The organism is Georhizobium profundi, from assembly GCF_003952725.1.
In the GTDB taxonomy this organism is placed as follows: Bacteria; Pseudomonadota; Alphaproteobacteria; order Rhizobiales; family Rhizobiaceae; genus Georhizobium; species Georhizobium profundi.
The window spans coordinates 4287774-4300707 of the sequence record NZ_CP032509.1; the positions used below are offsets into that span (position 1 = coordinate 4287774).

At 63.3% G+C, this 12934-nt stretch carries 15 protein-coding genes and 1 tRNA gene; 10 read left to right on the plus strand and 6 right to left on the minus strand.

The annotated features are described in order from the left end of the window. Positions 1–130: 130 nt before the first annotated feature. Positions 131–215 (minus strand) — tRNA-Leu (locus tag D5400_RS20655). Positions 216–390: 175 nt separating this feature from the next. Between D5400_RS20655 and D5400_RS20660 the strand changes: the two genes are divergently transcribed. Further along, positions 391–915: a disulfide bond formation protein B gene (locus D5400_RS20660; RefSeq protein ID WP_126012313.1), complete on the plus strand. Its 525-nt coding sequence runs from the start codon at positions 391–393 to the stop codon at positions 913–915. A 54-nt stretch (positions 916–969) separates the two neighbouring features. Then, positions 970–3096 (plus strand): DUF294 nucleotidyltransferase-like domain-containing protein, encoded by a 2127-nt coding sequence (locus tag D5400_RS20665; protein ID WP_126012315.1) that lies wholly within the window; start codon positions 970–972, stop codon positions 3094–3096. Between the two features lie 21 nt (positions 3097–3117). Here the strand turns inward: D5400_RS20665 and D5400_RS20670 are convergent, their stop codons facing one another. Together D5400_RS20670 and D5400_RS20675 are read right to left on the minus strand one after the other, a co-directional pair. Then, positions 3118–3675 (minus strand): HNH endonuclease, encoded by a 558-nt coding sequence (locus tag D5400_RS20670; protein WP_126012317.1) that lies wholly within the window; start codon positions 3673–3675, stop codon positions 3118–3120. A gap of 109 nt (positions 3676–3784) precedes the next feature. Beyond that, positions 3785–4432: a DNA-3-methyladenine glycosylase family protein gene (locus D5400_RS20675; RefSeq protein ID WP_126012319.1), complete on the minus strand. Its 648-nt coding sequence runs from the start codon at positions 4430–4432 to the stop codon at positions 3785–3787. 126 nt (positions 4433–4558) lie between these two features. On the opposite strand from D5400_RS20675, the gene gluQRS reads away from it, so the two are divergent. Next, positions 4559–5452: a tRNA glutamyl-Q(34) synthetase GluQRS gene (gene gluQRS / locus D5400_RS20680; RefSeq protein WP_126012322.1), complete on the plus strand. Its 894-nt coding sequence runs from the start codon at positions 4559–4561 to the stop codon at positions 5450–5452. Here the strand turns inward: gluQRS and D5400_RS20685 are convergent. Both D5400_RS20685 and D5400_RS20690 read right to left on the minus strand, forming a co-directional pair. Beyond that, on the minus strand, positions 5449–5745 hold the full coding sequence (locus D5400_RS20685) for a hypothetical protein (RefSeq protein WP_126012325.1): 297 nt from the start codon (positions 5743–5745) through the stop codon (positions 5449–5451). The two genes, gluQRS and D5400_RS20685, sit on opposite strands and share 4 nt — an antisense overlap. Positions 5746–5852: 107 nt before the next feature. Continuing rightward, positions 5853–6701: a YihY/virulence factor BrkB family protein gene (locus tag D5400_RS20690; RefSeq protein ID WP_126012328.1), complete on the minus strand. Its 849-nt coding sequence runs from the start codon at positions 6699–6701 to the stop codon at positions 5853–5855. A gap of 81 nt (positions 6702–6782) precedes the next feature. Here D5400_RS20690 and D5400_RS20695 point away from each other — a divergent pair, with 81 nt between their 5' ends. The 7 genes from D5400_RS20695 (at position 6783) to D5400_RS20725 (ending at position 12216) form a co-directional block, all read left to right on the plus strand. Beyond that, positions 6783–7619 (plus strand): SDR family oxidoreductase, encoded by an 837-nt coding sequence (locus D5400_RS20695; protein ID WP_126012331.1) that lies wholly within the window; start codon positions 6783–6785, stop codon positions 7617–7619. 109 nt (positions 7620–7728) lie between these two features. Continuing rightward, positions 7729–7926, plus strand: a complete 198-nt coding sequence (locus D5400_RS20700) for a twin transmembrane helix small protein (protein WP_126012334.1) — start codon at positions 7729–7731, stop codon at positions 7924–7926. Between the two features lie 30 nt (positions 7927–7956). Continuing rightward, complete coding sequence (locus D5400_RS20705; protein WP_126013682.1) at positions 7957–8526, plus strand: cob(I)yrinic acid a,c-diamide adenosyltransferase; 570 nt, start codon at positions 7957–7959, stop codon at positions 8524–8526. A gap of 28 nt (positions 8527–8554) precedes the next feature. Beyond that, positions 8555–9295 carry a rhomboid family intramembrane serine protease gene (locus D5400_RS20710; protein ID WP_126012337.1) on the plus strand — a complete coding sequence of 247 codons (741 nt, stop codon included), beginning with the start codon at positions 8555–8557 and terminating at the stop codon, positions 9293–9295. A gap of 170 nt (positions 9296–9465) precedes the next feature. Further along, positions 9466–10215 carry an electron transfer flavoprotein subunit beta/FixA family protein gene (locus D5400_RS20715; RefSeq protein ID WP_126012340.1) on the plus strand — a complete coding sequence of 250 codons (750 nt, stop codon included), beginning with the start codon at positions 9466–9468 and terminating at the stop codon, positions 10213–10215. An 84-nt stretch (positions 10216–10299) separates the two neighbouring features. Beyond that, positions 10300–11229 carry an electron transfer flavoprotein subunit alpha/FixB family protein gene (locus tag D5400_RS20720; RefSeq protein WP_126012343.1) on the plus strand — a complete coding sequence of 310 codons (930 nt, stop codon included), beginning with the start codon at positions 10300–10302 and terminating at the stop codon, positions 11227–11229. A 105-nt stretch (positions 11230–11334) separates the two neighbouring features. After that, positions 11335–12216, plus strand: a complete 882-nt coding sequence (locus D5400_RS20725; RefSeq protein WP_126012346.1) for a 3-hydroxybutyryl-CoA dehydrogenase — start codon at positions 11335–11337, stop codon at positions 12214–12216. A gap of 21 nt (positions 12217–12237) precedes the next feature. Here D5400_RS20725 and tlpA read toward each other — a convergent pair whose 3' ends face one another. Beyond that, complete coding sequence (gene tlpA, locus D5400_RS20730) at positions 12238–12924, minus strand: thiol:disulfide interchange protein TlpA (RefSeq protein ID WP_126012349.1); 687 nt, start codon at positions 12922–12924, stop codon at positions 12238–12240. Positions 12925–12934: the final 10 nt, after the last annotated feature.

The window sequence follows — 12934 nt, forward strand, 5'->3', positions numbered from 1 at the left end:
CGAATGCCCGGACACCCCGCGTGGGATGTCCCCCGATGGGTCGACACTAGAGGCGAGAGCTTAACACTTTGAAACGTCGAAGCTGGGATAACTAGCCACTGTCGGGTCGTCCAAAGCCTGGATCGATCGATGGTGCGGGTGGTCGGGGTCGAACCGACACTCCTTTCGGAACCGGATTTTGAGTCCGGCGCGTCTACCAATTCCACCACACCCGCAGCGCGTGACGAGGCGATATCTGCCACGAGCGACGCAGTCAGTCCAGCCTTAATTCGACGCCTTGAAAGGTGAGCTCGATCCGTTCGGCAGGCCGGCCTGCGGCGTCGATGGCGCTTCGTTTTCCCGCAGACGACATGGTAGAAGGCTGCAATCAACGATGCGGATCGGCATGACATGGCAGACAGACTCTCACTCGACAGGCCCATAACGCGGAATCGGCGCCCCGCATTGGCGGCAGCGCTCGCGATCGGCATGGCGCTGGTCGTCGGCGGCGCCCTCGCCTTCGAGCATATCGGCGGCTACATTCCTTGCGCGCTCTGCCTGCAGCAGCGCACGCCTTACTATGTGGGCATTCCCGTCGCGTTGCTTGCTCTCTTGTCGGCGGCGATGCGCTGGCCGGCAATGGTGACCCGGGCCCTGTTCCTGATCGCTGCCGCGCTGATGGCCTATGGCGCCGGGCTCGGCGCCTACCATTCCGGCGTCGAATGGGGTTGGTGGGAAGGCCCGGCGGCGTGCGGCGGCGGCGCGGTCAGCACCGATGCGGGCAGCCTGCTCAATGATCTCAACGCGCTGCGCCCACCGTCCTGCGCCGATGCGGCCTTGCGGGTTCTCGGCCTCTCCTTTGCGGGCTGGAACGTCATCGCCAGCGTCGGCCTTCTTGCCATTGCTCTCAAAGGAGCATTCGCGCCGGCGCAGTGACAGCCGAGTGCAAAGACATAGGGCTCTACCGGTGAGGGGTTGAAGGCAAGACCGATGAAGGCAGCAACCGGTGCAACGCCGCTCAAGGCGCTCGATGCCATCGTATTCGACAGCGAGACCACCGGCCTCGATACCAAGGTCGCGCGTATCGTGCAGATGGCAGCCATCGGCGTATCGGGCGGTGCGATCGTGGAAGACGATCGCTATGACAGCCTGGTGGATCCGCGCATGGCGATCCCGTCAGGCTCAACCGCGATCCACGGCATCAGCGACAGCATGGTCAAGGATGCGCCGGTGTTCGCCGTCGCGCTCGGCCATCTGGAATCCTACCGCAGCGAGCGGCCGATCATCGGCTATTCGATCGGGTTCGATCTCGCCATCATGGCCAAGGAGGCGAGCCGCACCGGCCTGACCTGGCGCCGGCCCCGTTCGCTCTGCGTGCGAACGCTGGCGGCTTTTGCCAATCCCAATCTGCCGGACCATGCCCTGGAGACGATCGCCACCTGGCTTGGCGTCGAGATCGTCGGACGCCACAGCGCGATGGGTGATGCGCGGGCGGCAGCGGCCATCTTTATCGCTCTTTTGCCCAGGCTTGCTGATCTCGGCGTCCGCACGCTTGCCGAGGCGGAACGGGCAAGTCTCGGGCTCAACGAGCAGATGACGTCGCATGATCGCGCAGGCTGGACGCGGCCGGTGCTGGAACCGGGAGACCACCCCTCACTCGCGGCAGTGGACCCCTACGCCTATCGGCACCGGGTCGGCCAGATTGCGTCCGCCGAGCTTGTTATCATTGCCGGCGATCAGCGGGTGGATCGTGCCATGAAGCTGATGGCAGAGCGCAAGATCAGCTCCGTCCTCGTTTCTCCGGAAGGAAAGCCCGGCGGTACCGTGCAGGAATACGGCATCGTCACCGAGCGCGACATGCTCCGCCTCGTCGTCACCCATGGCGCGGCGGCGCTCGAGATGCCCATCGATACCATCGCCACGCGGCCGCTGATTTCAGTCGCCGAGGAATCCTTCGTCTACCGCGCCATCGGCCGCATGGAGCGGCAGCAGATCCGGCATCTGGCCGTGCGCAATCAGGAAGACCGGCTGACGGGCATCATCTCGGCGCGCGATCTTCTGAAGTTGCGCGGCAGTGCGGCCATCCGGCTCGACGATGCGATCGAGGCGGCGAAGAACGCCGCCGATATCGCCAAGGCCTGGGCGATGCTGCCCGGCGTCACCAACCGCCTGCTTGCCGAAGACATCGACCCGCGCATCCTCGCCGGCATCGTTTCGGAGGAGCTTCGCATCGTCACGCGGCGCGCGGCCGTCATGGCCGAAGCGGAGATGCTGGCGGAGGGGCGCGGCGCTCCTCCCACATCCTATGCTTTTCTGGTGCTTGGATCGGGCGGCCGGGGTGAAAGCCTGCTTGCGGCCGACCAGGACAACGCCATCGTCTATCAGCAGGGCGAACCGGGTGAACCGGAAGACGAGTGGTTCGCCGAACTGGGCGAGCGAGTCGCCAAGACGCTCGACACGGCCGGCATCGTCTATTGCAAGGGCGGCGTCATGGCCAAGAACCCGCCATGGCGCGGATCGCTCGCCACCTGGCACCGACGGATCGCGCATTGGATCGCACGCTCCGAGCCGGAAGATCTGCTCAATGTCGATATCTTCTTCGACATGCGGGCGGTTCACGGAAGCCAGCCGCTTGCCGCGCGGCTTCTGGACGATGCGCTGACCTCCGCCCATGACCACCGGCCCTTCGCCAAACTGCTCGGCGACCGGCTCGGCGAATTCACGCCCGTTTTCGGGATGTTCGGCCGGCTGAAGACGATCGATGGCCGGCTCGATCTCAAGAAGCACGGGCTTTTCCCGATCGTGACGCTCGCGCGGGCGCTGGCCATCCGCCACGACATCCGCCACCGCCGCACCGAATTGCGTCTGGAGGGTTTGATCGCCCGCGGTATCGGCTCGGAGGAACAGCTGACGGCGCTGCTCGATGCGCACCGGTTCATTCTCGGGCTGATGCTTGCCCAGCAATCGCGGGATCTTGCGGAAGGTATACCCGTTTCGAACAAGGTTGCGGTCGACCGCCTCACGCCGTCTCAAACCGCGCGGCTGAAGGCAGCGCTCAAGCTGGTGGAGAGCGTGCCCAATCTCTTCCGCGGGCTGGTCACTGCCCAGCCCCGCTGACATCGTGGCGACGCAGCCTGCTCAGGGCTGCAGTTCGACATCCCAGTAGAGATAATCCATCCAGCTTTCATGCAAATGGTTCGGCGGGAAAAGCCGGCCATTGTTGTGAAGATCGTGCACGGATGGCTGGAACGGCGTCTGGCGCGGGAACATCTGCGCTTCGCGCGGCATTTGCCCGCCCTTCTTGAGATTGCAGGGCGAACAGGCTGCAACGACGTTTTCCCATGTCGTCTGACCACCGCAGCGGCGCGGGATGACGTGATCGAAGGTCAGATCATCGGGCGAGCCGCAATACTGACATTCGAAGCGATCGCGCAGGAAGACGTTGAAGCGTGTGAAGGCCGGGTGTCGGGACGGCTTGATGTAGCTTTTCAGGCAGACGACACTCGGGATCTTCATCGAGAAACTCGGTGAGGACACCGCGTGCTCGTATTCGGCCACGATGTTCACGCGGTCGAGAAACACCGCCTTGATCGCGTCCTGCCAGGACCACAAGGAGAGCGGATAATAACTCAAGGGCCGGAAGTCGGCGTTCAATACAAGCGCCGGCAAGGACTCCGGTGAAACTGCAATCGTCAAGTAGCTGCTCCTGACCGATTCGTACGCTGCGTCACATATATTAGGCACCATGTTGCAGGAATGTGAAGCTATGGCGAAGTCCGGGCACCTTTGTTGCCAAGCCTTATCCTCAGCTTCCCACCGGAGCCACCGTACGGCGGATCACCGTTCCATAATAGGCCCACAAAAGTCTGGCGGCGATCCCCCTGAAAGGCGACCATTCCTCTGCGATTATACGCAGGTCCCGTGCGGTTGGACGCGTGGCGAGGGAAAAGGCATGGGCGGCAGCCGCTTGCAGCGCCACGTCGCCGGCCGGAAAGATGTCTGGATGACCACCGCAAAAGAGCAGATAGACTTCTGCGGTCCACGGGCCGATCCCCGGAAGTGCCGTCAGGTCGGCGATCGCCTGTTCGGCAGGCAGATGGCGCACCGCGTCCAGATCGATCGCTTCCTCGGACACGGCCCGGGCCACACCCAGCAATGCCGCCTGCTTGGCGCGCGAGAGGCCAATCTGACGGAAATCGGCTTCCTCCAGTGAAAGGACGCCGGCCGGGGTAATCTCACCCAGCCTGGACAGGAGCCGCGCATGGATGGCGTCGGCACTCGCCCGCGACACCATTTGCGACACGACGATACCGGCAAGCCCCGCATAGCCTGAAGGCTGAAGGCGCAGCGGCACGGGGCCCGCCTTCTCGATCACCGGGCGCAGGCGCGGGTCGGCACGGGCGAGTTCCGCCAAGCCCGCCTCGATCTGCTCCTGTGTCGCGATGGGCTGCATGGACGTTGACCTCGGTCCGGGACAGATGGCACGGCACATGGCTCCGACTTATCGCGTTCCCGACCGTGAACCGGTATCCACTTCACCCGGGAACGCTCTAGCAGATCATCCGCCGCGGAACCAATCATGAGCGCTGTGCCGTCCAGTCCCGTCTTCCGCTTCGCGCCGAGCCCCAACGGTGCGCTGCATCTCGGCCATGCCTATTCGGCGCTGCTGAACGAGAAGCTGGCGCGGGAAACCGATGGCCGGTTGCTGCTGCGCATCGAGGATATTGACCAGACACGCTGCACGCCGGCGCTCGAAGCGCAGATGATCGCCGATCTCGCCTGGCTCGGCCTGGACTTCACACCTCCGCATCGCCGCCAGTCGGATCACTTCGACGACTACCAGCAGGCGCTCGATCGACTGATCGGTCGAGGCCTCGCCTATCCCGCCTTCATGAGCCGTGGCGATATCCGGGCGTGGATCAGCGACCAGGAGCGTGCGACCGGCAAGCCATGGCCGCGCGATCCGGACGGTGCACCGATCTATCCTGCCCTGGATCGTCACCTCTCCGCCTCCGAACGCGAAGCCCGGATCGCCGCAGGTGTGCCTTTCGCGTGGCGGCTCGATATGGCGGCTGCGCTCGCCATGGTGGGTCCGGACCTCAGCTGGGTGGAAAGCGGCCAAGGCCCCTCGGGCGAGCACGGGATCATCGTCGCCGATCCGGGTGCCTGGGGCGATGTGATGCTGGCGCGCCGGGACACGCCGACGAGCTATCATCTCTCCGTAGTGGTCGACGATGCGCTGCAGGGCGTGAGCGACGTGGTGCGCGGCCGGGATCTCTTTTTTGCTACGGCGATCCACCGGCTGTTGCAGCACCTACTCTCACTGCCGGCGCCGCGCTACCACCATCACCGGTTGATCCTCGGTGACGACGGAACGAAGCTTTCGAAGAGCAAGGGTGACGAAGGCATTGCCGCCCTGCGCAATGCAGGCATCGATCCCGTCACGATCCGCAATGAGCTCGGATTTCGCTAGAAATCCATGCGCATGAGAATGCGCTTCACCACAGCCAGGAAGAACAGCGATCCGAAGCCTCCTGCGATGCCGGCAGCAAACCGGATCTCCGTCGCATCCATCGGCATGCGCATCGCTTCATAGGCCATCAGACCGAGATAGAAGCCGGCAGCGAGCACGATCATGTTGCCGAGGGCACCAAAGCCCTGCCTGCCCATGACGGCATCCATCGCCTGCCCGACCAGAAATCCACCCATCAGCGCAAGGATCGCAAAAATGGTGGACCATTCGACTGAAAGATCCCCGAGCATCATGCTCGCACCTCCAACGCTTCACCCATTGCTAAAATACCATTGGCCGCTGTCGGCTGCGATGGGATTGTGGAGATTGGGTAAACGGCGTCCTAGCGGCACACCGACAATTAGGCGTCGTCCTTGTGGATCGACCGGTAGCGCAGGATCGCGGCATTCACTTCGGCTCCGAGAATGAAGATCGCCGCCACGATGTACAGGAAGAACAGCGCGATCACGATCGAGGCGAGGCCTGCATAGGTCGATACGTAAGTCGCGAAACGCTGCAGATAGGACGCAAAAAGGCTTGCGGCGACCAGCCAGCAGAAGATGGTGAGTCCGACACCCGGCAGGACCTCGGTCAGCTTGCGCCGGCCGGCGGGCAGCCAGAGATGCGAGATCGCAAGGCCGATGATGAGGACGGATACGGCCACCACGATGCGCCAATTGTCGATCATCGACGTCGTCGCATCCATCCAGGGCAGCCAGTCCCGCGCCAGCCGGACGGCGAGCGGGGCAAGGACGAGCAGGAAGCTGATCGCCATGAAAACGAAGGATGCGATGAAGACGAAGCCGAGGCTTTGCGCGCGCGTCAGATACCAGGGTCGCCGATCGGCGACGCGATAGGCACGGTTCAGCGAGATGCGCAGCGCTTCAACGCCGTTCGACGCGAAGAACGCCGCCGCGAGAACACCGATTGTCAGAAGGTCGAAACGATCCTGCGTCAGCACATTCTCGACTTCTCGCGCGATCGGCTCGGCGACGGTCTGCGGCCAGGTGTCGAAGATGAGATGCACGGCCGTCTCGGAGAACGCATCGGCGCCGAGATAACTGGCCAGCGCCGTTCCGAAGATCATGAAGGGGAAGATCGCCATGATCGTCGAAAGCGCGACATGGCTCGCCATCGCCCAGCCATCTTCGTCGTTGAAGTGGTTGAAGGCGTCGAGCGCTATCCGGTAGGTCTTCTTGTAGACGCCCATTCTCGTAAAGTCGCACTTCAGCCCAGGCGGTTCGGCGATGCGCACCGTTCCGCGCCCATCTCATCAAGCGGTGCATCAAGCATGACACAAATACGTTCCATTCTCTTAACCGGATGCTCATCCGGTATCGGCGCCTATTGCGCACGGGCCTTGAAGGCCGAGGGCTGGCGCGTGCTGGCCACTGCGCGCACCAACGCCGACCTTGCCGCACTTGCAGCCGACGGGATCGAGGCCTTTCAACTCGACTACCGCGACGCGACCTCGATCGCGACGCTTTTCGAGACCGTGATGGCTGCGACAGGTGGCACGCTCGACGCGGTCTTCAACAATGGCGCCTACAGCCAGCCCGGCGCGGTGGAAGACTTGCCGGTCGAAGCGCTGCGCGAGCAGTTCGAGGCGAATGTCTTCGGCTGGCACGATCTCACGCGGCGCATCGTGCCGGTCATGCGCGCACAAGGACATGGCCGCATCGTACAGTGCTCGTCCATCCTCGGCCTCGTTCCGATGCCCTATCGCGGCGCGTACAATGCCTCGAAACATGCGATCGAGGCGCTCAGCCTCACCATGCGCATGGAGTTGAAGGGCTCCGGCATCCATGTCAGCCTGATCGAGCCGGGCCCGATTGAATCGAAGATCGCGATCAACGCACTTCGCTATGTGGAAAAATACATCGACATCGAGAACTCGGTTCATCGCGCAGCTTATGAAAAACAGCTCGCACGGCTGCGCCAGGGCGGGGTCAAGTCCAAGAACAAGCTCGGGCCGGACGCCGTGCATGCGGTTCTGACCCACGCGCTGAACTCGCCGAAACCACGGCCGCATTATCCGGTGACGCGTCCGGCCAAGCTCGGCATCGCGATGAAGCGCCTTTTGCCGGCAGGCTTCTTCTACGACATGCTCGCCCGGCAGGAGCCCTGACACGGCGTCATTGCGACACACTTTCCGTGAGCGGATGGAATGTGGCAAAGCAGGCGCAACGTCCTATGTGTGGTGTTCTCATACGCCACAGCGCAAGAAGTGACCTGATATGGAAAACATCACTTACGCCCTCGCCATCATCGTCATGGCCGCCGTCGCGGTCGTGCTCGTGCGCGGCTTGTTTCATATGATGCGGGGCGGCGACGGCGTCACGTCGAACAAGCTGATGCAGATGCGCATTCTCCTGCAGTTCATCGCGATCGTTCTCATCGTGGTGACGCTGTTGCTGACGAATGGCGGGCGCTGATCGCGCGACCTGAATGCGGGGGGACGAATGATGGTTCGACTGAACAAGATCTACACGCGTACCGGAGACGATGGCACCACTGGCCTCGTCAGTGGTGATCGCCGCGCAAAGGACGACGCCCGCATCGAGGCGTTCGGCACCGTCGACGAGGCCAATTGTACCATCGGCATGGCACGGCTCTACACATCAGGCAGCGAACTCGATGCGGTGCTCTCGCGCATCCAGAACGATTTCTTCGATCTCGGCGCCGATCTCGCCACGCCGCATACGGACGAGAAGCTGGAATACGAGCCGCTGCGCATCGTCGCCGCCCAGGTCGATTGGCTGGAGACACAGATCGACCGGCTCAATGCCGATCTCGAACCGTTGAGATCCTTCGTGCTGCCGGCCGGCACGGCACTGGCCACCCACCTCCACCTCGCGCGGACGATTGCACGACGGGCAGAACGTGCGATGGTGACGCTTGCGGCCAACGAGACGATCAATCCCGACGCGCTGCGTTACATCAACCGCGTCTCGGACTTCCTGTTCGTCGCAGCCCGCCACGCCAACGCCAAGGGCGAAGGTGACGTCCTGTGGGTTCCGGGCAAGAACCGCTGACGCCATCAACCGGCCATCGGGGGTGGCGATGTTCGTTCCGATCCACGACGCCAACGATCTTCGTCACATCCGACTTCAGGTGGTCACGCTCGGGCTGATCGCCGCCAACGTCCTCATCTATTTCACGACGGCGCTGGACGGCCTCGACAGCGAGGCGGTGCTCGCGACGGTCTACGGTCTCGGCTACATTCCAGCGGTCGCCAACGGCCACCTCGATCTCGCGCCGGCGCTGACGATCGTGCCCGACGCGGCAACCTACATCACCTACGCCTTTCTACATGGCGGCCTCCTGCACCTTGCAGGCAACATGGCCTTTCTCTGGGTATTCGGCGACAATGTCGAGGATGCGATGGGGCATGTGCGCTTCCTCCTCTTCTACCTGCTCTGCGCCGCGGCCGCCGCGATGGCTCACGGACTTCTCTATCCGTTTTCCGAAGTGCCGTTGATCGGGGCCTCAGGCGCGGCCTCGGGCGTGGTTGCGGCCTATCTCCTGCTTCATCCGCGCGTTCGCCTGTGGGTGCTCGTCTTCGGCCGCATTCCCGTTCCCGTGCCCGCCTATCTCGCGTTGATCGCCTGGATCGCCTACCAGTTCGGCATGCTCGTCATCGATCTCGGCGGCGAAGTGTCCTGGGCGGCGCATGCGGGCGGCATCGTTGCTGGGCTGGTGCTGCTGCCCTTGATGAAGCGCCGCGACGTGCCGCTTTTCGACCGCCGGATCGTGCGCCCGCGGGCCGTGACGGTCGTGCCCGCCATCCGTCGCGATATTTGACTTTTACGTAAGCGTAAGTTACCTCTCGACCGATGTCGAGCGGTCCTGGACGCGATTGAATTCCGCGGGGAATGGCGTATGCATGTCGCGAATTGGCCGCCTTGCCGGCTTCCCGGTGAGGCAAACCAACCCCGTCCGCGTCCAAGTCCGCGTTCTAGAAAGGGAAGAGAATGAAGATCCTCGTGCCGGTAAAAAGGGTGGTCGACTACAACGTGAAAATCCGCGTCAAGGCGGACGGTTCGGGCGTCGAACTGAACAACGTGAAGATGTCGATGAACCCGTTCGATGAGATCGCCGTCGAAGAGGCGCTGCGACTCAAGGAAGCTGGCAAGGCCGAGGAAGTGGTCGTCGTTTCCGTCGGGCCGGCAAAGGCCGAGGAAACGCTGCGCACCGGGCTTGCAATGGGTGCCGACCGTGCGCTCCTGATCCAGACCGACGACGTGGTCGAGCCGCTGGCCGTTGCCAAGCTGCTCAAGGCCGTCGTGGCGGAAGAAAATCCCGATCTGGTCATTCTCGGCAAGCAGGCGATCGATGACGACTCGAACCAGACCGGCCAGATGCTTTCGGCTCTGCTCGGCTGGGGCCAGGGCACCTTTGCCTCCAAGGTCGAACTCGGCGATGGCAAGGTCAATGTGACCCGCGAAGTCGATGGCGGCCTGCAGACGATCGAGCTGAAGCTGCCAGCCGTCGTAACGACGGATCTGCGCCTCAACGAACCGCGCTATGCATCGCTTCCGAACATAATGAAGGCCAAGAAGAAGCCGCTCGACAAGAAGACGCCGGCCGATTTCGGCGTCGATACCGCGCCGCGTCTCAAGGTCCTGAAGACCGAGGAACCCGCTGGCCGTTCGGCAGGGGTCAAGGTCGGCTCCGTTGAGGAACTGGTGCAGAAGCTCAAGAACGAAGCCAGCGTGCTTTGATGTGATTTTCAGCGTTGGCCCGAGGCTCGGTCGAGAGACCGCAACGCCTTGAGCCCGCCAACGCGCTCAAGGGAGAAACGACAGATGACCATTCTTCTCGTCGCTGAACACGACAATGCAACGCTTTCCGACCAGACGGCGAAGGCGCTTTCGGCTGCCTCCAAGATCGGTGGAGAGGTCCACGTCCTCGTCGCCGGCAAGGGCGCGCAGGCCGCCGCCGACGCAGCTGCCAAACTTGAGGGCGTCACCAAGGTTCTGCTGGCCGATGCCGACAGCCTGGAACACCGCCTTGCCGAGCCGACCGCTGCGCTGATCGCGAAGCTTGCAGCCGACTACGACACGGTGATCGCGCCCGCGACCACCATGGGCAAGAACGTGCTGCCGCGCGTCGCCGCGCTGCTCGACGTCATGCAGCTGTCCGACATCATCGAAGTCATCGACGCGACGACCTTCAAACGCCCGATCTATGCCGGCAACGCGCTGCAGACCGTGCAGACCAGCGACGCCAAGAAGGTGATCACCGTGCGCACGGCCTCCTTCCAGGTGGCTGGCGAGGGTGGTTCGGCGAGCGTCGAGACCATCGACGCCGGTGAAAATCCGGGTGTGTCGTCCTTCGTCGGTGAGGCGATTGCCGAAACCGATCGTCCCGAACTCACCTCCGCGCGGATCATCGTGTCCGGCGGCCGTGCGCTCGGCTCCAAGGAAAAGTTCGAGGAAGTGGTGCTGCCGCTTGCCGACAAGCTCGGTGCAGCCGTCGGCGCTTCGCGCGCTGCCGTCGACGCCGGCTATGCGCCGAACGACTGGCAGGTCGGCCAGACCGGCAAGGTCGTCGCCCCCGATCTCTACATCGCCTGCGGCATCTCCGGCGCGATCCAGCACCTTGCCGGCATGAAGGATTCCAAGGTGATCGTCGCGATTAACAAGGACGAGGAAGCACCGATCTTCCAGGTCGCCGATTACGGCCTGGTTGCGGATCTCTTCACCGCGCTTCCGGAACTCGAAAAAGCGCTTTGATCGCACGCCGATTTGCACATTAGAGCGCTGGCCGGGGTGGACGCATGCCACCCGGCCACGCTAGTTTCCCTCACTCTTTCAGGACATGGCGGAAACAGAGGGTCAATGACCAGCACAATTCGTAGCGTGGGCGTGGTGGGCGCGGGACAGATGGGCTGCGGCATCGCCCAGGTCTGTGCTCTTGCCGGGTATGACGTCCGTCTTCACGATGTGACGACCGAGCGCATCGAAGCGGGACTTGCGACGATCAACGGCAACCTCGCGCGCCAGGTCTCTTCGGCAAAGTTGCCGGAAGAAGAGCGCAGCAAGGCGCTGTCGCTAATCAAGGCCGCTCCGACCATGGACGATCTGGCCTCGATGGATCTCGTCATCGAGGCCGCGACGGAAGACGAAACCGTCAAGCGCAAGATCTACCAGCAGCTCTGCCCTGCTCTCAATCCCGAGGCGATCCTCGCCACCAACACCTCGTCACTCTCCATCACACGGCTCGCCTCGGCCACCGACAGACCCGAACGCTTCATCGGCATTCACTTCATGAACCCGGTCCCGGTGATGAAGCTGGTGGAGCTGGTGCGCGGCATCGCGACGGAAGACGAGACGTTCCAGTCCGCCAACAAATTCGTCGCCTCGCTCGACAAGACGATCACGGTTGCGGAGGACTTTCCGGCCTTCATCGTCAACCGCATCCTACTGCCGATGATCAACGAGGCGATCTACACGCTCTATGAGGGCGTCGGCACCGTGGAAGCAATCGACACCGCGATGAAACTGGGCGCCAACCACCCGATGGGCCCGCTCCAACTCGCCGACTTCATCGGCCTCGACACCTGCCTGTCGATCATGCAGGTCCTCTATGACGGCCTCGCCGACAGCAAATACCGCCCCTGCCCGCTCCTCGTAAAATACGTCGAAGCCGGCTGGCTCGGCCGCAAATCCGGCCGCGGATTCTATGATTATCGCGGCGAAGTGCCCGTTCCGACGCGGTAGGACGCCGGCCCCAATGCCCGCCTAGATCGCCTTCGCCGTCTCCACCAGCTTGATGGCGTCTTCGCTGGCCCAGGCGGCGGGGCCGTTCATGGCGGCGAGGAGGCAGGAGTTTTCGTCGATGAGGAGCGTCACGGGAAGGCCGAAGGCGAGGCCTTGGGCCTTGAGGTCGTTGAAGATGCCCATGGACGCATCGCGGTAGAGCGCGAGGTTGTCGACGCCGATTTCTTGCAGGAAAGCACGCGGCTTCTCTTCGTCGCCCAAGTCGATGTTGACCGTCACGACCTCGAACGTGTCGTCGCCCATCGTCTCCTGCAGCTCGGCGAGATCCGGCATCTCTTCCCGGCAGGGGGCGCACCAAGTGGCCCAGAGATTGACGAGCAGCGTCTTGCCGCCGAAATCGCCGAGCGTCATCGGCGCGCCGTCGGGGCCGTTGAAGCCGAGCGAGGCAAGCGAGACGGGCGTCTCTGTCGGAGCCATCGCGGCAACCGCTCCGGTGGCGACAGGGGTCAGCGCCGCAACCCGGTCGTCGGTTGCCGCGCAGCTTGCCGCCTCGGTGGTGCCTTGAAGCGAAACGGCCGCCACTTCGTTCATCGGCGGCGTGCGGTCATTGCCAGAAGGACTGCCCTTCACGTATACCGCCCCGGCACCAGCCAGGACACCAAGAACGACGGCGGCGATTGCCAGTTTCGCGGTGGACAGGCTCTGCATTCTCGCGATC

Bases quoted from the DNA above. Each gene is read 5' to 3' on its own strand.
- D5400_RS20660 (WP_126012313.1), top strand. From the start codon at position 391: ATGGCAGACAGACTCTCACTCGACAGGCCCATAACGCGGAATCGGCGC.
- D5400_RS20665 (WP_126012315.1), top strand. From the start codon at position 970: ATGAAGGCAGCAACCGGTGCAACGCCGCTCAAGGCGCTCGATGCCATC.
- D5400_RS20675 (WP_126012319.1), bottom strand. From the start codon at position 4,432: ATGCAGCCCATCGCGACACAGGAGCAGATCGAGGCGGGCTTGGCGGAA.
- gluQRS (WP_126012322.1), top strand. From the start codon at position 4,559: ATGAGCGCTGTGCCGTCCAGTCCCGTCTTCCGCTTCGCGCCGAGCCCC.
- D5400_RS20685 (WP_126012325.1), bottom strand. From the start codon at position 5,745: ATGATGCTCGGGGATCTTTCAGTCGAATGGTCCACCATTTTTGCGATC.
- D5400_RS20690 (WP_126012328.1), bottom strand. From the start codon at position 6,701: ATGGGCGTCTACAAGAAGACCTACCGGATAGCGCTCGACGCCTTCAAC.
- D5400_RS20695 (WP_126012331.1), top strand. From the start codon at position 6,783: ATGACACAAATACGTTCCATTCTCTTAACCGGATGCTCATCCGGTATC.
- D5400_RS20700 (WP_126012334.1), top strand. From the start codon at position 7,729: ATGGAAAACATCACTTACGCCCTCGCCATCATCGTCATGGCCGCCGTC.
- D5400_RS20705 (WP_126013682.1), top strand. From the start codon at position 7,957: ATGGTTCGACTGAACAAGATCTACACGCGTACCGGAGACGATGGCACC.
- D5400_RS20710 (WP_126012337.1), top strand. From the start codon at position 8,555: ATGTTCGTTCCGATCCACGACGCCAACGATCTTCGTCACATCCGACTT.
- D5400_RS20715 (WP_126012340.1), top strand. From the start codon at position 9,466: ATGAAGATCCTCGTGCCGGTAAAAAGGGTGGTCGACTACAACGTGAAA.
- D5400_RS20720 (WP_126012343.1), top strand. From the start codon at position 10,300: ATGACCATTCTTCTCGTCGCTGAACACGACAATGCAACGCTTTCCGAC.
- D5400_RS20725 (WP_126012346.1), top strand. From the start codon at position 11,335: ATGACCAGCACAATTCGTAGCGTGGGCGTGGTGGGCGCGGGACAGATG.
- tlpA (WP_126012349.1), bottom strand. From the start codon at position 12,924: ATGCAGAGCCTGTCCACCGCGAAACTGGCAATCGCCGCCGTCGTTCTT.